The 21,282-nt window shown below is 50.9% G+C and carries 15 protein-coding genes; all 15 read left to right on the top strand.

Going from position 1 to position 21,282, the window contains the following annotated elements; all coding sequences use genetic code 11:
• Positions 1 to 6: 6 nt before the first annotated feature.
• The 15 genes from CRG97_RS15800 (at position 7) to CRG97_RS15725 (ending at position 21,076) form a co-directional block, all read left to right on the top strand.
• Positions 7 to 4,212 carry a DUF4855 domain-containing protein gene (locus CRG97_RS15800; RefSeq protein WP_098744682.1) on the top strand — a complete coding sequence of 1,402 codons (4,206 nt, stop codon included), beginning with the start codon at positions 7 to 9 and terminating at the stop codon, positions 4,210 to 4,212.
• 164 nt (positions 4,213 to 4,376) lie between these two features.
• A complete protein-coding gene (locus CRG97_RS15795; RefSeq protein WP_114149308.1) occupies positions 4,377 to 4,619 on the top strand; it encodes a phosphatase domain-containing protein in 243 nt (80 codons plus the stop codon).
• A gap of 169 nt (positions 4,620 to 4,788) precedes the next feature.
• Complete coding sequence (locus tag CRG97_RS15790) at positions 4,789 to 5,061, top strand: DUF2277 domain-containing protein (protein ID WP_098744679.1); 273 nt, start codon at positions 4,789 to 4,791, stop codon at positions 5,059 to 5,061.
• An 828-nt stretch (positions 5,062 to 5,889) separates the two neighbouring features.
• Positions 5,890 to 7,044 carry an AraC family ligand binding domain-containing protein gene (locus CRG97_RS33650; RefSeq protein WP_237566421.1) on the top strand — a complete coding sequence of 385 codons (1,155 nt, stop codon included), beginning with the start codon at positions 5,890 to 5,892 and terminating at the stop codon, positions 7,042 to 7,044.
• A 167-nt stretch (positions 7,045 to 7,211) separates the two neighbouring features.
• Positions 7,212 to 7,529, top strand: a complete 318-nt coding sequence (locus CRG97_RS33645) for a sensor histidine kinase (protein ID WP_237566420.1) — start codon at positions 7,212 to 7,214, stop codon at positions 7,527 to 7,529.
• A gap of 380 nt (positions 7,530 to 7,909) precedes the next feature.
• Positions 7,910 to 8,740 carry an AraC family transcriptional regulator gene (locus tag CRG97_RS15770; RefSeq protein ID WP_237566450.1) on the top strand — a complete coding sequence of 277 codons (831 nt, stop codon included), beginning with the start codon at positions 7,910 to 7,912 and terminating at the stop codon, positions 8,738 to 8,740.
• 258 nt (positions 8,741 to 8,998) lie between these two features.
• On the top strand, positions 8,999 to 10,150 hold the full coding sequence (locus CRG97_RS15765; RefSeq protein WP_098744670.1) for a Gfo/Idh/MocA family protein: 1,152 nt from the start codon (positions 8,999 to 9,001) through the stop codon (positions 10,148 to 10,150).
• Positions 10,151 to 10,165: 15 nt separating this feature from the next.
• Positions 10,166 to 11,335: a dihydrodipicolinate synthase family protein gene (locus CRG97_RS15760; protein ID WP_098744667.1), complete on the top strand. Its 1,170-nt coding sequence runs from the start codon at positions 10,166 to 10,168 to the stop codon at positions 11,333 to 11,335.
• A gap of 38 nt (positions 11,336 to 11,373) precedes the next feature.
• On the top strand, positions 11,374 to 12,195 hold the full coding sequence (locus CRG97_RS15755; RefSeq protein WP_098744664.1) for a sugar phosphate isomerase/epimerase family protein: 822 nt from the start codon (positions 11,374 to 11,376) through the stop codon (positions 12,193 to 12,195).
• A gap of 76 nt (positions 12,196 to 12,271) precedes the next feature.
• Positions 12,272 to 13,513 carry a Gfo/Idh/MocA family protein gene (locus CRG97_RS15750; RefSeq protein WP_098744662.1) on the top strand — a complete coding sequence of 414 codons (1,242 nt, stop codon included), beginning with the start codon at positions 12,272 to 12,274 and terminating at the stop codon, positions 13,511 to 13,513.
• Positions 13,514 to 14,148: 635 nt separating this feature from the next.
• Positions 14,149 to 15,099 (top strand): ABC transporter permease, encoded by a 951-nt coding sequence (locus CRG97_RS15745; RefSeq protein ID WP_098744659.1) that lies wholly within the window; start codon positions 14,149 to 14,151, stop codon positions 15,097 to 15,099.
• A gap of 23 nt (positions 15,100 to 15,122) precedes the next feature.
• Entirely contained in the window at positions 15,123 to 15,989 is an 867-nt protein-coding gene (locus CRG97_RS15740; RefSeq protein WP_481856195.1) for a carbohydrate ABC transporter permease, read from the top strand.
• 86 nt (positions 15,990 to 16,075) lie between these two features.
• Positions 16,076 to 17,677, top strand: coding sequence for an extracellular solute-binding protein (locus CRG97_RS15735; RefSeq protein ID WP_098744653.1), 1,602 nt, complete (start codon positions 16,076 to 16,078; stop codon positions 17,675 to 17,677).
• A 106-nt stretch (positions 17,678 to 17,783) separates the two neighbouring features.
• Complete coding sequence (locus CRG97_RS15730; protein ID WP_098744650.1) at positions 17,784 to 19,226, top strand: response regulator; 1,443 nt, start codon at positions 17,784 to 17,786, stop codon at positions 19,224 to 19,226.
• Between the two features lie 20 nt (positions 19,227 to 19,246).
• Positions 19,247 to 21,076 (top strand): sensor histidine kinase, encoded by a 1,830-nt coding sequence (locus CRG97_RS15725; protein WP_098744647.1) that lies wholly within the window; start codon positions 19,247 to 19,249, stop codon positions 21,074 to 21,076.
• Positions 21,077 to 21,282 lie beyond the last annotated feature (206 nt).

The following is a 21,282-nucleotide window of genomic DNA, read 5'->3' as shown; positions in this document are numbered from 1 at the left end:
GATTAGGTGAAAACTAGACGAAGTTTGACTGCTTTGCTGCTTGTCCCGGTCATGCTGTTATCGTTAATATCGTCTGTGAATGCGGAGGAGGCGGGCAGAGAAAGCGCCGGCTTTTATAATCTGGCCCAAGGGAAAACGTACACATGGTCGGAACAGCCGGAGGGCGCTTTCCCGGATGACGGGACGAAGCTGACGGACGGCAATGCCGCCGACCCCTCGCGTGACAGCGGCAACTGGGTGGGCCACCGCAACAAGAAATCCCGTTCGGTTGTGTTTGATCTAGGCGAGCAAAAGACGGTTCAGGAGGTGAGCGCGCGTTTCCTGCACGATTGGCCGAACAACGAAACGCTTGTGCCGCTCACCGTTTCGTTCTACGCGTCGGACGATGGGGTGAGCTGGGGCGTATTGTCTCATAATGCAACTCAGTTGTTATGGGGCGACCAGACCAACATCGAGACATTTGCATGGGACGGCAGCCCTGAAACTGGAGCTGTCAAGCGTGGCGATTATACCGAAGGACTCGTATACGCTCGGTATGTGAAAGTAGTGTTCTCCATGCATCCGAGGGCATGGAGCATGATTGACGAGGTGACGATTACCGGTGCGGATGGCTTGATCGCCGGAGCGCAGCCGGTACAGCCTGAGCCTTACGCCCTCCTGCAGCCTGGAGATGCTACTGGCGGGATTCAAAACCTGGGCTTGCTGTATAACGGACACTACGCGGACGGCACAGGAAATTGGACGAAGGAACGGGCTATCCCTAATATCAGTTATGTGAACGAGCAGGGAGAGCCTGTCGATTGGCTGTTCGACGGCGTGCTGTATCTGGGCTTAACATCGGATAACGGCAGAGGCTTCGGAGCGACGGAAGCGGCCGGCAAAGCCAGAAAACAGGAATGGGAATGGTATTTGGATAAAACGTTTAACGCTGGCGGCGATATGAGCGCGTTGAACGAGGCGACGGTCGAGGCAGGCGTGAAGCTTGGCGAGCCCGACCATAAGACGAAGGTTGTTCTGATGATTCCAGAACCGGGCGAGTATCAGTCCGACTTCGGCAGCATTGACGGCGAGGATCTGAACTTCGATGTAGGTGCGGTCGGCGATGCCGCATCGCTGGATAACAGGGCCAAAGCGATTCAGTGGTGGGTCGATGAAGTGCAAGCCAGATGGACGGCTGCGGGCTACTCGAACCTGGAGCTCGTCGGCATGTATTGGCTGGAGGAACAAATCAGCACGCATGCGACCGGGCCGGAGATGGTCAAGAGAGCGAGCGACATCGTTCATAACGCAGGCCTGAAGCTGTTCTGGATTCCTCATTTTATGGCCTATAAGGCGTTCATGTGGAAGGATGTCGGCATTGATGCCGTATCTCTGCAGCCGAACTATTTCTTCGAGAAACTGGACCCTTCGCGTCTGGAGGATACAGCGGATATGGCGAAGCGGTACGGCATGTCGCTGGAGCTGGAATTCGACGACCGGATGATCAACGACGCCGTCTTCCGCGAGCGGTTCATCGAGTACTTGAACAGCGGCGTGGATACCGGTCTGATGCAGCATGGATATAAAGCTTACTATCAAGGCAACAACGCTGTATACAACGCGGCGAAAAGCACAGACCCTGCTACCCGCGTGCTTTACGATTGGCTATACCAATTCTCCAAAGGCACTTATCAGAAGCAAGACGCTGCTCCGCCTGATGTTGTAGCGCTCATGAACGGGCAGCCGATCTCGGAGCATACGATCGTGCCTGATACGACACAGGCCGCCTTCACCTGGACCATTCCGGGAGATGACGGGAGCGGGATTGTTAAAGTTACGGCCAAGTATGACGGCAAGCCTTATACGGAAGGAACTGTTGTAGATCTGACGGGTAAGCCGGGTAAGCATGTGCTGGAGCTGACGGTGGCGGCTGCCACATCCAAGACGGTTAAATTCGTAATAGAAGCTCGTTTGGGCGCTGAAGGCCTATTGGCTCTTGTTGATAAGTACGCGGACAACAAGCAGCTTAGCAATGCCGATACGGTACGCGCTATGCGCAACGCCTTGATCATGATGGAGCGTACGCAAGAGAGCGACCCTGAGCAAGCCAGGGACTATTTGCTGGCATTCAATGCGAAGCTGGAAGAAGCTAAAGGCCTTGAGTTTGTAACGGAAGGCGCTTATACGGCGCTGAAGGAAGGCGTGTATTACGAGGCTGGCAGCATCGCACAAGATAAAGAAGCAGAGGCATCCTCGACGGAGGCCGCAGGTCTGGAGCCTGCGAAGGCGCTCGACGGCGCACCGGCCACGCGTTGGGCAAGCGAAGTGCGCGATACGGCTTGGTTCCAGGTTGATCTGGACAGCCAGCAAACCTTCGATACGATCCGCATCGATTGGGAATATGCGCGCGCGGACCAATACCGTCTGAGCGTCTCGGATGATAAGCAAACGTGGGAGCCCTTGAAAGTCGGCAACAATGGCGTGGTTAAAGCTGCCGACGGCAAGAACACCCTGGTATTCCCGGCAACGACGGCAAGATACATCAAGTTTGAGGGATTGAATCGGGCAACGTTTTACGGTTATTCTTTCTATGAATTCGGCGTGTACGATCTTGCCCCGCAGCAAGAGCTAAAGACGTTGGACGGCATACAAGCCGTTGTGGACGCTTCCACGAAGAAAGTCACGATTGACGGTCTGGTCATGAACGGAAAGAAAGAACATTTGTATGTGAAAGTGCTTGACCCAAAAGGCAACATTCAATATACCGGTCAGACGGGCACTGAGGATGACGGAAGCTTCCGCATCACCTTTACGTTGACCGGAGAAGAGCAAGGGAAGTATACGGTCGAGCTTGAAACGGATGACATGACGACTCCCGAGCTGGTAACCTTCGAATACCGCAAGCCGCCTACGAGTGGTGGAGGCAATGGAAGCGGCGGTGGAGGCAACGGTAGTGGCAACGGTAGTGGCAACGGTAGTGGCAACGGTGGTGGCAGCGGTGGTGGCAACGGTGGAGGCGGTCAGGCGCAAGATCCGTATACGTTGCAAGCGGACGGTTCAGTCAAAACCGTGCTTGTCCCGACGATGAACGGCCAGCAGGCTGCCGCTGCGGTCGGGGCGTCGGATCTGAATGCCGCCATTCAGAGGGCAGTGGCCGACAGCAAAGGTAATAAACATGTTCATGTTGAATTGAAGTCGTCGAATGCGGCTGGGAGTTATGCTTTGGAGCTTCCGGCGGCTCATCTGACGAACCAGTCTAATCTGATTCTGCATGTCTCCACGCCGTACGCTCAGCTTGTTTTGACTGGCGACATGCTGGCAGGAGTCAAGGAGAATGCTGGAAAGCTGCTCGTAATCGTAAGCGATTATGCGGGCGAGTATCGCAGTAACGAAGCGGCCGGGCGGATCGGCAACAGGCCAATCGTGGAAGTTGCATTGCAACTGGACGGTGAAGCTCTGTCTTGGAAAAATGCGAAGGCACCGATCTCGATTGCGATTCCGTATTCGCTTCAAGCGGGAGAGCAAGCTGTTGATCTGCAAGCTTTCGAGCTGATGGTCGACAGCACGGCGGCAATTAATGGCGCGTCTTATGACAAAGACAAGGATATGCTGCGATTCTCCATCGACCATGTCGGCGTCTATGCTATCGGCGGCAAGAAACCGGCTGCATTTACCGACCTTGGCAAGCATGAATGGGCGCGCGAGGCGATCGAGAAGCTAGCCGAAAGAGGCATCGTCAAAGGCACCTCGATCGAAAAGGGCACTTTCAGCCCCGCAAATCAGGTAACGCGAGCTGATTTTATCTTGATGCTGGTGAACATGCTTAACCTGCGTGCCGAAATCGCCTCGACGTTCGCCGATGTGAAGCCGAATGATTATTACTACGATGCGGTCTCCATCGCCAAGCAATTGGGAATCGCTTCGGGAGTGAACGAAGTTAACTTCGCTCCTCGTGATTCAATCAGCCGCCAGGATGCTATGGTTATGCTGACCCGAGCGCTGCAAACGACGGGGGCAATTAAGCCGTCCGCATCCGGTTCAACGCTTGATGGCTTCCGTGATGCGAGCCAGATTGCGCCATATGCTGCGGACAACGTGGCAACGATGTTCGAGTATGGGCTGGTTACGGGCTCTAACGGCTACATGAAGCCGAAGAGTACGACCAGCAGGGCTGAAGCGGCGACGTTCTTGTATCGCGTTCTTCAATTAATCGAGGGGCAGCAGCAGCAGTAGACGCGGGAAATTGATTTAAGCACATTCCGATTAGCGCGGCAACGCGCCCGGGGTGTGCTTTTTCGACGATACATAATATAACTTCGTAAATGGACGGATGAACCGGTAGCCGCCCCGTCGCGCATGGCCGACGCCGCTTCCTTGGTGTCTAATGACACAAAAGCCTGCTCGGACGACAACTCGCGCCCGTTACTTGGGAAAGCCGCTGGATTCCTTGGCCGGACTTCTGGCTGCCAAAAAACCAGGTTGCAGCCGCTGAAGCGTTTCGAGAAGCATGGACTCGGGCTGAAGTTGAACGGGTTGAAATCGCCTGTGGGGGAGGGATTGGACGAACGGGTACTGGACTAGCCTGTCTCGCTGTGATTGATGGAATACCAAGTCACGAAGCCGTTAATCTGTGCAGTTAGTTGTATACTTTTTCAAACTAGATATACTCGGGTTCGTTCCTTTACAAAGTCCGCGTATTCCGTGGCTTCTTTTTTAATATGAGAGGTTGAAGAACTACTTGAACTAACAAAATATGTTATGCTGGATACAACAAAGTGCGTTCATTTCAAGAAAGGGGTTTAAAATGCCATGTGCCGAAATATCAAGACCTTATTCAATTTCGACCCGCCTGCGACGGATGAAGAAATTCAGGCTGCAGCGCTGCAATTCGTAAGGAAGCTCTCGGGCTTCAACAGTCCTTCCAAAGCGAACGAAGCGGCGTTTAACCAAGCGGTGCAAGAGTTTACCGTCGTTGCACGGCAGCTGCTGGATTCTCTGGTGACTCAAGCCGAACCCCGCATACGAGAGGTCGAGATCGCTCGTGCCAGGGCACGAGCCGCTAAGCGATTCGGGGAATCCTAAGCGGGTATAGACGGAATCGCATTAGAGGTACCTAGGTTTTTTGGGAACTCGATCGTTTTGACTCCTGAACGTAAAACGCTGTCGAAAGTATTGAAACTCCGCCTAAAGCTTCATTGTTTCCACCGACAAAAGAGGACGTTCAACATGAAATGCTAGACGGGGGTTAATTGTTACCATTCGAGATCTCTCTCAAGTATTGTATGGGTGGGAGAATGTTATCAAGTTCTGTCGAGAGACAAGAACAAGGTCCCAAAGAAAGTCGCTTATTTAGCGACTTTCTTTGTTTTATAGGTACAAGTTCTTGTCCCGAGTCGAGGACAAGAACTTGTACCTATTACCGTAATGGACATGAACTTGGTCCGATTACCGATATGATGACTATCTAATTAGCTTGTTATTCTAACCATGATTTTGTATTATACGTGTTTTTTGATATCGTTGTCGCACATTATCACAGAGCTGCTGGGAACAATCAGTTTAAGCCACCCCAAATAAGTTGGAGGAAGTGCATGAAATGTTTAGGATCAGCGGCGATTCTCCCAGTGATCCCATCGCCCGGAAGCCTACGGACGACCAGGTGGAATAGTCCTGAAAAGTGGCTGCCGCGCAGAAACTGGTGTGTATGATTAATATGCCAAGGGCGTGGAGAGAAGACGGGGCAAATAAGAAGTCTGATGGATGGAATCGGCCTGCGTTACTCGCCTATGACTCTTATCGATGGGGTAGTATAGACCGGGCTCAAGGTGTGACGACCATTCGCTTTGGAGTCTTGAAAACCCTTGTTGTACTTGAATCTTAAGTATATTCTTGAAGAAGGGAGGTGGCCAGATGGAGAAGAAACGTTCCACCAAATATAACACACCAAAGGATTCACGTTTGCTTGAATCAGACAAAGAAATTCGTTTCGAGCTTCCTTACGAGACCGAATTTGAAAATTTATCTTATATCGGAGTCGTTTTATACGAAACATGGCATGTGCCCGGTCACCATCATGAACATTTTGAACTGTGTTATGTGGAAAGTGGGCAAGGGTGGTTTACGATAGACGGATCTTACTACACGGTTAGTCAGGGAGATCTTTTTATAACGAAACCAGGCGAAAGTCATCAGGGAGCTGCCGCTGGAGACTTGCCGTTTAGGTTGTATTACCTTGGCTTTAATCTCGAGCAGATGAGAAGCTTGGAAGTTATAAGTCGGACACTTCCCAGGGTTGAAGCGAACCTGCTGATACGGGACGATTGGGAGAACATCCCCTATGAAACCGTCCAATCCTTTGGCGGTTACACCCAGGTGCTGGACAAGAGCCTGAACGTTGTCTTTTCGCGGGGCAGCGGAATGGAGAAGGGAAAAGCCTCCTATTCGGAGGAGGAACTGCTTGCCCTGTTCTATGAAGGGAACGGATCGGGATATCACTCCCTTGCCCCTTTCGTTTCACCGGAAGGCCGGGAATACCACCTACTTGTTACGATACCGGGCGGAGTTGTGATGAAGGAAAGCCATTTGGTGAAGACAAACTCCGAGATAACCAAAGTTTTCACGAGACTCCTGATTGTTGGATTTCTGTGGTTTGCCGCCGCATTTTTATTGAGTTTATGGTTATACGGCCGGATTACGGCAATAAGGATCACGAATCCGCTCACGGAAGTTTCCCGCGAACTCGCACAGATTGCAGAAGGCAGGGGAGGGAAAAGGCTATTTTTTCGAGCCAACAAGGAGTTAATGGATCTACAGCTTCATTTCAACCGGATGGCGGACAGGCTTGAGCAAGCGGAGACAGCAAAGCGAAGACTTGAAGAAGAGCGCCGCCGGCTGATGATGGACATTTCCCATGATCTGAAAACGCCGATCACAACGATACAGGGTTATGCAGAGGTGCTGCGGCTCGGTATGGAACAGAGCGAAGAGCAGCGCCAGAAATATGCGAACCGCATACATACCAAGGCGAGATTTATCGCCTCGCTTGTTGATGACCTGTTGAGTTAACCAAACTGGAGAGCACGGAACTGTCATACGAGCGGAAGATAGGCGATTTAGCTGAGCTGTGCCGCACTGCGGCAGCCGATCTGTACGATTCGTTTGAACGGAAGGGAATTACGCTGGACATCCGCATTCCGGAATCGCCAGTCATGCTGTCTTATCACGAAGGTCTCATGCATAGAGCTCTTTCGAATTTATTGACGAATGCCCTGAAATACAATAAGGAGGGTGCTCATGTATGGCTGGAGCTGGAGGCATGCGATGAAGATATCCTGCTTACCGTTGGAGATGACGGTCCGGGAATATCGGACCCTGTGAGAGAGACGGTGTTCGAACCTTTCGTGCGCGGTGATCAGGCTAGGAGAAGTGACGGCGGCAGCGGGCTCGGCTTAGCCATCGCACGAAGTTCAGTTGAGCGGCATGCCGGGCAAATTTGGCTTGATCCGGAGGCGGAGGGCACCGTTGTTCATATTCGATTGACCAAGACATGAGTGTATGGAGCGAATTGGATGTTAAAGCATATTCACCGTTTCCAACTAGAAAGCGCCATGCAAGATAAACTTTCAAATAGAGGACCGCCTACATTTTTACAAAAACATACGTTAAGTTTTTAAACATGACGGGATTGTCGTTATTATTCCTTTAATCTGAAAAAGTGTAACCTTATCGCCACTTACTATTACTGGAGTTAGGGTCTAGCCGTTTACGTTTCGGATGATAATTTCTAATTTTGAACGGATGCGCCCGTTTACACTCAGACGCATCCTTGGATATGCTACGCTGATTTTGTCAAATGTTGTATAGAAGCCGCAGATCGCGCTAAAATGGCTCTAAATGTAACGCTCAAAAAAACGGGGGCTTCGCCGTGACAATGAAATGGATCGACTTGTCCAGGAATGCGATAGACTTATACGAGCAGAAACATAGTGGCGGGCATCTCGTGTCCGAGCACTATCATCAGACGCACCAGCTGCTATTTGTGCTGGAAGGGGAAGGCACTATCCGGCTAGGGGGTGAGGTACGGAAGCTTACGGATGACGATACGGCGCTGATCGTTCCGTATTCCGTCCACTCCGTCATGTCCGACTTCAGGCTGACCTTGTTAGTGTTGGCGTTTGACGAGGTTGTGCTCGATCCGGATATGAGGGCGCAGCTGCTCCACGCCTACTTTCCGGCCTCCTGCCTGACGAAGCCGGGATTGTTTGCTGCGAGCGAACTGCGTCAGCTGCTGAGGAAAATGCTGTTCGAGCAGTCCAGGGAGCTGTCGCCGCTCGTCCGGCTTTCGCTCAAAGTCCAGCTGTCTCAGTTGCTGCTCTTGCTGGTTCGATCGGCCGGAACGGAGGCCGCCGGAGCGGGCTCCAGCTCCAACAAGCTGCGTGCCGAGAAAATTCGCAGCTATATCGATTCGAAGTATTTTGATCCGCTGACCGCGGGGGACATCGCCTCCAAGCTGGACATCAGCACGCGGCACGTGAACAACATCTTCAAGGAACGGTACAACATGACACCGATGCAATATTTGACCGAGGTACGCATCCGCGTCGCCCAGAAGTTGCTGGTGGAAACGGGTAAGGACATTATTTCGATCTGCTTCGAGGTCGGCTACGATTCCGTATCTACGTTTTACCGGTCGTTCAAAGCTGTCGCCAAGCTGTCACCAAAAACGTACCGGGAGCTGAACGCACCCGAGCATGCTGAGTAGGCAGGGATCCTTCCGTCAAATGGACAGCGAGTGCACAATGTGCGATCAAAGGAACAAGATAACGATCAAAGGACGTCCGGCCGATTAATTAAAACATATTTTCCCCTTCATCCCCCATCGGCTAATCGTCGGCGGGAATTTTGTTTTTCGCTCGAATAATTCGCTTCCAAAATTGAGAATCGTGTTCCCGTAATCGTAAGAAAAGCGGTTTCGCATCCACTACAATACGATTATACGAAGCGAAGGGAGCGATGAACGATGGCAGTTCGCAACATCGGCATTATTATGAACGGCGTTACCGGACGGATGGGAACCAACCAGCATTTGGTCCGTTCAATTCTTGCGATTCGCAAGCAAGAGGGCGTCGCGCTACCGGACGGAGACGTCATCATGCCCGACCCGATTCTGGTCGGACGACAGGAGAGCAAGCTGCAGGCGCTGGCCGCCGCCCACGGCGTCGAACGTTGGAGTACCGATCTTGAAGCATGCCTCGCCGATCCGTACTATGAAATCTATTTCGACAGCCAGACGACGGTGCGCCGCGCCGAAAGCATCAAGCAGGCGATCGCCGCGGGAAAGCATATTTATTGCGAGAAGCCGACGGCCGTCGATTTTGAAGGGGCGCTTGAACTGGCTCGCATCGCCGCTGAGGCCGGGGTGAGAAACGGCGTCGTGCAAGACAAGCTGTTTTTACCAGGATTGCTCAAGCTTAAGCGCTTAAACGACTCTGGCTTCTTCGGGCGTATCCTGTCCGTGCGGATGGAGTTCGGCTATTGGGTGTTCGAGGGCGACTGGCAGCAGGGTCAGCGGCCATCGTGGAACTACCGCAAGGAAGACGGCGGCGGTATTATCGTCGACATGTTTGCACACTGGCGCTATGTTCTCGAGAATTTGTTCGGGGAAGTGAAGGCTGTTTCCTGTCTTGCCGCTACACATATTCCGAAACGTCTGGATGAGCAGGGCGTTCCGTACGAATGCACGGCGGACGATGCGGCGTACGCCATATTTGAGCTGGAAGGCGGCATTATCGTGCAGGCCAACTCGTCATGGGCGGTGCGCGTAGACCGTGACGATCTGCTCACGGTTACGGTCGACGGCACCGAAGGCAGCGCCGTGGCGGGTTTGCGGGCCTGCAAGACGCAGCATCGGGTCAATACGCCGAAGCCGGTATGGAATCCGGACATTCCGAACCCGTTCCAGTTCCGTGACCAATGGGTGGAGGTGCCGGACAACGCGTCATACGACAACGCGTTCAAGGTGCAATGGGAACTCTTCTTGAAGCATGTCGTCATCGGCACGCCGTTTCCGTGGGATTTGCTCGAAGGCGCGAAGGGCACCCAGCTTGCCGATCTCAGCTTGCAGTCGTGGCAGGTACGCCGCTGGATCGACGTGCCGAAGCTGAGCCTGTAAAGGAGGGGAGTACAGATGACCCAATCGCTGCTCCTCCCCCGCGCAGGGGGAGCGTTGTATGAATATACTCCGGGCAAAGCAGGCTCGTTCTCCGTGCCGGCCAAGCCGTTTACGGGCCGCATCGCCTTCTCGGCCGCCCATGTCGTCTGCGATCCGTTTGCGGACGCAGATCCGCTGCATCATTCGCAGATTGATTGGAACTCGACGCTCGCCTACCGGCACCATTTGTGGTCGCTCGGTCTGGCCGTAGCGGAAGCGATGGATACCGCGCAGCGCGGCATGGGCCTCGACTGGAACCGCTCGAAGGAGCTTATCCGCGCTTCGATCGCTGAAGCGCGCTCGGTGGGCGGCAAAATCGCCTGTGGCGCAGGAACCGATCATCTGTTTCCGGGACCGTCGGTCACGATCGCCGACGTGGAAGCCGCCTATGAAGAGCAAGTCGGCTTCATCGAAGGCGAGGGCGGTCAAGTCATTCTGATGGCGAGCCGCGCGCTTGCCGCCTGCGCGAAAGGGCCCGAGGATTACCAGCGGGTGTATGGGCGCATTTTGGGACAGGTGAAACAGCCGGTCATTCTGCATTGGCTTGGCGACATGTTCGATCCCGCTCTGGGCGGCTATTGGGGGTGCAAGGACGATCTGGACGAGGCGATGGACGTTTGTTTGCGCGTCATTCGGGCAAACGCGGACAAGGTCGACGGGATTAAAATCTCGCTGCTCGATGCGGGTAAAGAAATCAAGATGCGCCGGCTGCTGCCGGAAGGCGTCAAGATGTACACCGGCGACGACTTCAACTACCCGGAACTGATCAAGGGTGATGGGCAGGGCTACAGCCATGCGCTGCTCGGCATATTCGACGCGATCGCGCCGGCCGCGGCTCAGGCGCTTCATGCGCTAAACGCAGGCGATCTGGTCAGTTATGAGGCGATTATGGAGCCTACCGTTGCCTTGTCGCGTCATATTTTCCAGAAGCCGACGTACGCCTACAAGACGGGAATTGTGTTCATGGCCTACTTAAACGGCCACCAACCGCATTTCCGCATGATCGGAGGAGCGGAGGGATCGCGCTCGATCGTCCATTTGGCCCAGCTGTTCGTGCTTGCCGACAGGGTCGGGCTATTGGCCGATCCGGAGCTTGCCGCCGAACGGATGAAGCCTGTCTTGGCGCTAGCGGGTATTCGGCCGTAATCATTTATAGAGATGTTTGAAATCAAGGAGGGATCAGTATGGAACCGCTTCGTTCCATAGACAGACTCAGCTTGAACCAGATTACGACCGATCGGCTGAATATGCGTGATGCCGTGGAAGCATGCGTTCGCGCCGAAGTGCCTTGGATCGCGCTGTGGCGGCATAAAGTGGCCGAGACCGGCCTGGCCGAGAGCAAGCGGCTTGTGCGGGACGCGGGCCTGCGCGTCTCCAGCCTGTGCCGTGGGGGTTATTTTCCGGCGGCCACCGCGCCTGCGCGCAAAGAGCGGATGGACGACAATCGCCGCGCTGTCGAGGAAGCGGCCGAGCTCGGCACCAATGTGCTCGTGCTCGTTTGCGGACCGGCGCCAGACCGGGATATCGATTTCGCCCGCAAGACGGTCGAAGAAGCGATCGCGGAACTTGTGCCGTTCGCCCGCTCGCACGGAGTCAAGTTCGGCATCGAGCCTTTGCACCCGATGTACGCCGCTGAACGCTCCGTCATCAATACGCTGGCGCAAGCCAACACGCTCGCGGAGCAGCACGACCCGCAAGACGTCGGCGTCGTCGTCGATGCGTTCCACGTCTGGTGGGACCCCGAGCTGTACGCGCAAATTGAGCGGGCCAGGGGGCGTATACTCGGCTTCCACGTCTCCGATTGGATCGTGCCGGTACCCGACCTGCTGATGGGCAGAGGGATGATGGGGGACGGCGTTATCGAGTTGCGCCGGATGCGTCATGCCGTTGAAGCGGCCGGTTACGTGGGGGCGATCGAGGTGGAAATCTTCAACCGGCAGGTATGGGATATGCCGGGAGACGAGGCGCTCACGCTCATCAAGGAACGTTATTTGCAGCATGTATGAATTATAAATTTGCAGCTTTGGCGGGCCGGGAGAATCGTTCCCGGCACGTCAAGGCATAGCTTTGGAGGGAAGGAATGTGAAGATTTGTCGCACCGCGCTGATCGGTATCGGGGGATTCGGCGCTGAACATGTGAATATCATGCAGAAGCTGGTCGAAGAGGGTAGCCTGCAGGTTGCTGCTTTTGCGGAGCCGAATGTCGGCGCTCATCAGGAGTCTTACGGCAAGCTGACCGCGCTTGGGGCCGTCCATTATATGGACTACGTGCAGATGCTCACGTTGCATCCGGATATCGATTTCGTCGTAATCGTCACGCCGATCTCCTCCCACAAGCCGATATGCGTCCAGGTGATGCGGATGGGCTTTCACGTGCTGGTGGAGAAGCCCCCGGCGGTAACGATTCAGGACTTGGACGAGATGATCGCGGTGCAGCTTGAGACCGGGCGCTTATGCCAGGTGAACTTCCAGAATACGTCGGGCCAGGCGTTCCGAACGCTGCTGGAAAGGATCGGCTCCGATGTGCTCGGGCAGGTGGAGCATGTGGTCGGCATTGGCATGTGGAAACGGCTTCGCTCTTACTACGATCGAACCCGCTGGGCCGGCAAACTGGTCAGCGACGGCCAGTATGTGCTGGACGGGACGTTTAACAATCCGTTTGCCCACTTGCTGCACCATAGCTTGCTGGCGGCCGGAGGAGGCGCCGCAGGCTTGTACCCGGATTCAGTGCAGGCCGAGCTTTACCACGTCAATGATATCGAGGGGGACGATGTCTCTTGTATTCGCGCCGTTATGGCTAACGGTGTGAGCGTTCATTTTTACGCCATGCTTTGTCACGAAGTAAGCGAAGTGCCTTCGATTGCCGTGTACGGAACGCGAGGGGAAGCGCATTGGAATTACGAGAACAAGCTGACAATTCGCGCACAGGACGCCGAAGAGGATTTGGCGTTTGGTCCGACCGATTTGATGTGCAGCATGTATCTGAACCTGATGGAAGCGATTGAAACCCCAGGGAAACCACTCTTCTCGCCGCTCAAGGCAAGCCGAAGCTTCGTGCTGGCATCCAACGGCGCCTATGAGTCGGCTCGCGCCGTTCGTGCCATTCCCGGCCGATTCGTGACCGAGCGGGAGGATGGAGATTCCACGGTGCGCTTGCTGCCCAGCTTGTCCGAGAAGATGAGAGACGCGGCAGCGAAGCGGCAACTGTACAGTGAATATCCGCTTCCTTGGGCGACACCGACCCGGCTGTTCCGGATGGAGGGCTACAGCCGATTCGAGCTGCCTGCCACTATGTGCACAAATAACGGTAGACCGACCAATTAGAGGCGTTCCTTCAGGGCTCTTCTTTTTACAATGTCGAGGTTTAATCTAAAGATAAACCATAAATCAATAGTTTGCCGAGGCAACTCCACTTTTCACTGTTTTTTGGATTCCAAAACAGTGAAAGATGGGGTTTCTTGTTGCAAGGGGAAGCCGACAATGTTACATGTATTAAAACATCATTTTATGTATTTTTGGGGGCATGCTGCTCCGGTATTCCATCGACGGTCGTCAAGCTCGCTTACCAGAAAGGCTTCGTATTCGAGAGTAGATGCATTAACCAAGTATCGGTGTCATAATCGAAGCCGTCGTGAATAAGCAGTGGCTGGATAAATCCACGGTTATCTCCGTTATCATCCTCTTTGTCGGGACGATGATGGCTGGTTATTTAAATGAATCAGGACCAAATGGTCTCTGGTTCTTTATTTTGTTTGTAATGCCTCAACCGAAAAGGAAATAACCACCAAATCCAATACTCCCATCGCTTTACCTGACTAATTCCTCACTCTACAGTTTACATACAACTACCTTTTTAAGTTATTACCAAATTGATTTAAGGGAGTACATTTTTTTATTTAATCCTGAAGGTAAAATGATAAACATGAGAGCTCCTTATTACAGTCGGAGGGATGGGAAAAATGAAAGCGGTTTTAGACAGCTCCCGAAAGTACGGCGGAACAAAAAGGAAAAATAACTTTCTGTACTACATCAAAAGAGACGGTCTGTTATATTTTCTTTTGCTGCTGCCTATGGCGTATATCCTGATTTTCAAGTATGCACCCATCTATGGCCTTGTGATGGCATTCCAAGATTACAACATTTTTGAAGGAATTAGAGGGAGCGAATGGGTAGGATTGGATGTGTTCCGGTTTATTTTTGAGCAGGACAGCTTCTACCGTGCATTGAAGAATACGCTGGTCCTGAATGTTCTGGACTTGATCGCGGGTTTTCCAGCGCCCATTCTTCTGGCGATTTTGCTCAATGAAGTAAGACAAGCAAAATTCAAGAAAATGACCCAAACCGTATTGTATCTGCCCCACTTTTTGTCCTGGGTTATTATTGGCGGTATGGTCTATCTGATGTTTTCTAACGGCGGCATGATCAACAATTTCCTGTCGAGCTTTGGTCTTGAAAGAATCGAGTTTCTGTCGCGGAAAACACCTTGGTTGATTACTTATATTGCCGTTGGCGTATGGCAAAATATCGGATGGGGCACCATCATTTATTTGGCGGCCATTACCGGAATCAATAGGGAGTTGTATGAGGCCTCCGATATTGATGGCTGCAGCAGGCTTCGCAAAATGTGGCATATTACACTGCCTGGCATTAAGTCAACCATCAATATTTTGTTGATTCTCCAAATAGGCAGAATGGTTTCTATCGGATTTGACCGTCCCTTTGTGATGGGGAATTCACTGGTTAGCGATTACTCTGATGTTATCAGTACTTTCGTGTATAGAGTTGGTATTAGTTCGGGTGATTTCTCCCAGGCAACGGCGGTAGGATTGTTCCAATCCGTGGTCGGCCTGATCCTGCTGTTATCTGCAAACTTTGTTGCGAAAAAATTAGGCGAGGATGGGATATGGTGAGGGTAGCGCGCAATAGGGGCAAGATGAAAAAAATGACTGTAGCGGATATTGCCATCATTGTATTTATCGTGGCATTGTCCTTCACATGTATCGTACCGTTCCTGTACATGATTGCGCTTTCTTTCAGTTCCAACGAAGCGATTATTTCTCAAAAAGTAGGACTGTGGCCAGTAGACTTCACAGCAGAAACGTACAAAACCATATTGAGCGATATGGATATGCTTTATACGCTTGGATACAGTATTGTGCTTACGATATTTTACACTTTGGTATGCATGTTCCTGACCATATGTGCAGCGTATCCGTTAACGAAGAAGCGGCTGAAGGGAAGAAACTTTATTTTGACGGCGTTAGTCTTCACCATGTATTTCAGCGGCGGTTTAATTCCCTCCTATATTCTGGTTAAAAACCTGGGCATGATGAATTCGGTTTGGAGCCTGGTTTTGCCGGGTGCCATGAGCGTGTTTAATATGATCATCCTGAAAACCTTCTTCAGCAATCTTCCGGAGAGTCTGGAAGAATCGGCAGCCATTGACGGGTGTTCGGATCTGGGCATTCTCATCAAGATTGTGCTCCCCCTTTCGTTGCCATCGATCGCCACGTTAAGCCTTTTCTATGCGGTGGACAGATGGAATGGATTCCAGGATGCGCTGTTCTACATTACGAAAAAAGAGCTGTACCCTATGCAGATGAAGCTATATCAGATCATTTCGGCCAATCAGCAGTTGGATAGCCAACAAGGAGGAGAAGGAAGTGTCGGCTCCTATATTGTCCCTGAATCTTTGAAAGCGGCCAGTGTCATGTTTACAACGATTCCGATTTTGCTGATCTATCCTAAACTGCAGAAGTATTTCGTGGATGGTGTGATGACTGGGGCTATCAAGGGTTGATGGGGAAACAGATTATGATGAAGGGGGGATCCCGGCCTCGCAGATGATTTAAGAGAATCAATCACAAGAACGAAAGGGTGGTTAAAGTGTATAAGGGCATAAAGAAGAAAGCAGCAATTCTATTTAGCACAGTGCTTCTAGCCGTAGGAGTGGCAGGCTGTGGTGGCGCAGGCAATAACAATGGGGAGACGGTATCAAAAGGGTCCAACGCATCGGAAATGGGCTCCGGTTCCCCAGTAACCTTGACAGTGGAAGTGTTTGACAGAGGTATTCAGGGACAACCGGACTTGAACAACAACACGTGGACCAAATATGTCAATGAAAAATTCGGGAAGCCTAATAACGTCATTGTAAAATTTGTTCCTGTCCCCCGTTCCCAAGAAGTCGATAAGCTGAATGTGTTGATGGCTGCCAACGAAGCTCCTGATATTTCCTTCACCTATGACGGGAATACCGTAACCCGTTTCGCAAAAAGCGGTGGCCTCTATACACTGGATGAATTGTTGGAGAAGCACGGCCAGCAATTAAAGTCTTATCTGGGCGAGAAAGTTCTTTCCTACGGGAAATATGAGGGCAAACAAATCTCGATCCCAGGCAAGCGGACTCTGATCGCTTGGAACGGCATGTTTATCCGCAAGGATTGGCTGGATAAGCTGGGAATGCCTGTTCCAACGAATCGGGATGAATTATATAATACCCTCGTTGCTTTCCGTGACAAGAACCCGGGTAATGTGGATGGTGTCATTCCGTGGGCAACAGCGGCTTCCGGCATGAACTACACCTTTGGCAACCTGATTCCTTCGTTCTGGGGTCCGATGTCGGAGGAGGAATTCGTTACCACCACCAATTGGCTGAAGCCCGGCACCAAGGATGCTTATAAATGGCTGAACAAACTGTACAATGAAAAACTGATCAGCCCCGACTTTGCGCTGGATAAAACAACCAAACAAGCGGATGCCGATGTGACCAATGGCAAGGTTGGCTTCTACGCTGCCAACTGGGATTATCCACTTTCACAAAAAATTCGTGAACCACTGAAGCAAAATGCACCTGATGCCAACTATGTTGCTGTAGATACCTTCAAAAACGATGAGGGGAAATACCTGAAAGAGATGTACAATGAAAACGGGATTTTCTCCTTCATCCCGAAAAGCAGCAAGAATGCGGAGCTGGCCATAAAGTATCTGAACTGGATGGCTGATCCGGAGGTGATGTTCTTCCTTCAGTTTGGCGAAGAAGGCGTCAACCATAACCTTGTAAACGGCATCCCGCAAGGGATTGCGCAAACCGGCGAAAATATGCAAACGAGCAATCTGAATATGGATTATACTCTAATTGTAAACGGTGCAGAGCTGGGCGATACCGAAAAGAATGTCCGAACGTACGCAGCAGCCTTAGCAGCCGGAGATCAGAGCTATGAAAAACTGGCTGTCGATTCATACAAGATCAATACGACGGATGGTTATACAGGCTTCTATTACGGCGTCTCGAACGAAGCTAGTATCAAGTACGGCAAAACGTTGGGTGACATGAACAAGCAGATGAGTGACAGGCTGGTCGTTGCCAAGCCGGCAGAGTTCGACGCCTTGTATGACAAGCTGGTGAAAGAATATATGGACGCCGGCGGTCAGGCTGTTCAGGATGAGAATATAAAGAATTATAGAGATATCAAAGCACAGAGCAAGTAATCCATGGCATAAGGATAAACCAGTCTGTGGTTTATCCTTATTTCGTTGCTGTTCCCGAATAATTTTGCTATTATTCGGGGGAATCCATATGTTCAGGAGGATACCCATGTACAAGGTCATGATTGTAGATGATGAGCCGTGGGCAATTAAAGGAATCCGCAACGCCTTCGATTGGGATAAATATGGATTTGAAATTATCGGACAATTTAAAAGCGCTTACACAGCATGGGATGCCATAAAAGCGAATGAACCCGATTTGGTATTTACGGATATCCGTATGCCAGAGATATCCGGACTGGATCTGATGAAGAGGGCCAAAGTAGAAGGGCTGGACATTGAGTTTGTCATCGTAAGCGGATATGCGGAATTTGAATATGCCCAGGAAGCGCTGCGCTATGGCGCGCTGGATTATTTCCTGAAACCTTTGGATATCGATAAGGCTGACCCATTCATTGCGAAGCTGGCCATACACTTCTCCCGAAGAAGCACAGTACGCAACCAACTTCTTCTGGATGCACTGACCTCGGCGAATGAGGACGCGATAAAGAGCTTCCTACCGCTTCCCGATGATGCAGCTGTGTACTATTATCAGGTGTTGACCATCTATTTCGAGGGAGAAAATAAAAATATTAGGAACCTGCTTTCTTTGGAGGGAAAGCCTCTTCATGTTGTGGAAGTTGAAGCCGGAGCCCGAAAAATGCTAGTTGTCCTGATGACGGAGCATAGGGCTTGTCTGGAAGGACATTCGGATAAGTGGGTTCTGAATAAGACGGGCATCCATGTTATGGGCGTCAGCAGCATCTCTAATCAACTAAAGCACATGAGCAAGCTCATTAAAGAAGCAGACCTGTCCGCTTCCCAGGTTTTTCTTGAAGAAGCTGGGGGCGTCGTTCACTACGAGCCGAAGCTTCATCTGGTTAAGCCATGTATCGATGAAATCCACCACATCCTTCAGGGAAATCAATTTGACGATGTGGAAGCGTACATTAAAGGGCTGCAGGCATATTTCAGGGATCATCATCTTGGCATGTCTGAGGTTGTCTACCTGTGGAATCAAGCCGTCGGGATCCTTATAAAAGCATATTCTGAGGAATTGAAGGATATGGAACTGGAATTCCTGAATTATTCCGAGATCAAGGAACGATTTGAACACTTTGAGTCGCTATGCAGCTTTTTACATGAGGTTCTCGACTCCATCAGGATAGGAAACAGCCGCTCTTTGCAGGAAGGTGACATCCAGTCCTGCTTCAACAGGATGATAAATTATATCAACCATCATTTTGAGCAGAAATTGTATTTGAAGGATTTATCTGCCCAGTTCTTCATTAACCAGGTGTATTGCTGTCAATTATTCAGAAAAAATCTGGGCAAAACCTTCTCTGAATATGTGTCGGAGCTGAGAATCAAGAAAGCCCGTGAGCTCCTGAAGCGAACGGATCTATCCATTGAAGAAGTGGCCATTAAGGCCGGGTATGTCGATTATTATTATTTCAATAAAGTGTTCAAGAAGCATTGCGGGATGACCCCCACCAAATTCAGAAAAAGTTGATATGAACGGAGCGGCGGGCCATGAAGATCAGTAAACTGAAATTGAAGCATCAGATATGGCTTATCTTTTTTTTCTCAATCATCATTTTTACTGTCATGGAATTTTATTATTATTATAGTTTCTCTAATTTAACCCAGAAGAGAGCCGCCCATTACAGTAACCAGATGATAGAACAAACACGCCGCAAAATTGATTCTGCATTTAGTGATATCAGGGTCAGCACCAGCATTGCGGTCAATAGCAGACGGGTTCAGGAATTTTCTGTAGTGGATGATGATTACAAAAGGGCGTTTAATAGCGGTCCAAATGCATTGGATCTCATGGAATATATGAGATCCTTTAATTCGTATGTGGACGGAATTGTAATTAATGATATTCGGGGAAGACGGCTTTACAGTTTGGCATCAGCAAGCGGAGATATTTTTTTTCTCAATCGTTATGATACCTTTATCCAGAAGTATAAGGAAGATCCTTCGCTGCGGGACAAGGGGATGTTCACCTCGATTCTAAAAGACGACAGAACAGGAACGGAACAGTTCTTTTATATAGCGCCGATTGTGGAGGCCATCGGGGGAATCTATTTCTCCCAAATTACGGGTTACTGTACCGTTTTGGTCAATATGGACAAAATGCAGGGGCTTGTAGAAAATACGGAATTAACGCCTAACTCTACCTTGTACATTCTGAATAGCCGGGATGAGGTGATTGCTTCCACCAATTCCAATGCCCGAGGTGCGTTATTCAGGGAAGTTCTGTCTATGGATAAGGGCATCCTGCTTAACGGGGTCAAAACAACTATCGATGGGGAAGATATTCTTGTCCAGGTTAAGGGTTTGGAGCAGGCAGACGGGTGGCGGGTTGTGAGTATGATTCCAGTGCAAGAGCTTACTGCAGACATGAACCCTATACGGAAAGTCAGCATTATCGTGGGGATTGGGATGATTCTAAGCATGCTTATCATGGGCAGTTTCTTTATGAACAATCTGATGCGTCCGGTGATGGGACTTGTTTTGGATATGAAGAGAGTGGGGAGCCGGGACATGGGCTTCCGCATTAAAGTCCGGTCTACCAATGAAGTAGGCATGCTGGCCTGCGACATTAACCGGGTAATCAATGAAAGGGAACAGATGGCAAGAGATATGATCAATACCCAGGCCAGATTATACGAATCTGAGCTGAATCAGAAACAGGCGGAGTTTGCTGCCCTGCAAAGCCAGATCAACCCCCATTTTCTCTATAATACGCTCAATTGCATCAGCAGCATCGGATTGGAATACGGAAGCAGGGAGATCGCGCAAATTGCATCTTGCATGTCCAAAATATTCCGGTACAGTATAAGAAAAGATGATCTTGTACGGATAAGGGAAGAGCTGGACTGTATTCAGGCTTATATGAACATTATCGCCATCCGGTATGAAAATAAATTTATCATCGAGATCGATGTGGACGAGGGACTCCTGGAGATGCAAACCCCCAAGATGATTCTCCAGCCCATTGTGGAGAATGCGGTCTATCATGGGCTGGAACGGATGGATCAAGGGGGCCGGCTTCAAGTTACCGGGAGCATAGATGCGCATGGGGACGTGTGCTTCCAGATCACGGATACCGGGAAGGGCATGGAGCCGGAGCAATTGGCTTCCCTTCTGGCTAAGCTGGGCATGGCATCCCCGGAACCTGCACCAGATGGTCAACCTGCTACAAGCATCGGACTTTCCAATATACATAACAGGCTCCGGCTATTGTTCGGAGAGGGTTACGGGATCGCCATAGAAAGCCAGTTCGGCCATGGGACGACAGTGACCGTGAGGATTCCAAAGCTGTTAAACAACCGCAAACCTTCTGAAGAGTAAGGTTATGTCTATAGCCGGACACACTACCTACAATGTAATGTTTTTCTTCAGGACACATCCCTTAATTGGGGATTGTGTCCTTTTTTTTCTTCGAATTCCCGGCGATAACAATCAGACGTTGAGAGGATTAAGTATAATCCGAAGGTCAAGACACTTTTTCTAAAACGGTTACCAAAACAATTTAAGATAGTACATTTTTTAAATTT

It is taken from the genome of Paenibacillus sp. EZ-K15, assembly GCF_002573715.1.
Taxonomy (GTDB): Bacteria; Bacillota; Bacilli; order Paenibacillales; family Paenibacillaceae; genus Paenibacillus_AQ.
This window is presented reverse-complemented; position numbering and strand designations above follow the sequence as displayed.

Coding starts and splice junctions, on each gene's coding strand:
- CRG97_RS15790 (WP_098744679.1), top strand. CDS start 4,789: ATGTGCCGAAATATCAAGACCTTATTCAATTTCGACCCGCCTGCGACG.
- CRG97_RS33650 (WP_237566421.1), top strand. CDS start 5,890: ATGGAGAAGAAACGTTCCACCAAATATAACACACCAAAGGATTCACGT.
- CRG97_RS33645 (WP_237566420.1), top strand. CDS start 7,212: ATGCATAGAGCTCTTTCGAATTTATTGACGAATGCCCTGAAATACAAT.
- CRG97_RS15770 (WP_237566450.1), top strand. CDS start 7,910: ATGAAATGGATCGACTTGTCCAGGAATGCGATAGACTTATACGAGCAG.
- CRG97_RS15765 (WP_098744670.1), top strand. CDS start 8,999: ATGGCAGTTCGCAACATCGGCATTATTATGAACGGCGTTACCGGACGG.
- CRG97_RS15760 (WP_098744667.1), top strand. CDS start 10,166: ATGACCCAATCGCTGCTCCTCCCCCGCGCAGGGGGAGCGTTGTATGAA.
- CRG97_RS15755 (WP_098744664.1), top strand. CDS start 11,374: ATGGAACCGCTTCGTTCCATAGACAGACTCAGCTTGAACCAGATTACG.
- CRG97_RS15745 (WP_098744659.1), top strand. CDS start 14,149: ATGAAAGCGGTTTTAGACAGCTCCCGAAAGTACGGCGGAACAAAAAGG.
- CRG97_RS15740 (WP_481856195.1), top strand. CDS start 15,123: ATGAAAAAAATGACTGTAGCGGATATTGCCATCATTGTATTTATCGTG.
- CRG97_RS15730 (WP_098744650.1), top strand. CDS start 17,784: ATGTACAAGGTCATGATTGTAGATGATGAGCCGTGGGCAATTAAAGGA.
- CRG97_RS15725 (WP_098744647.1), top strand. CDS start 19,247: ATGAAGATCAGTAAACTGAAATTGAAGCATCAGATATGGCTTATCTTT.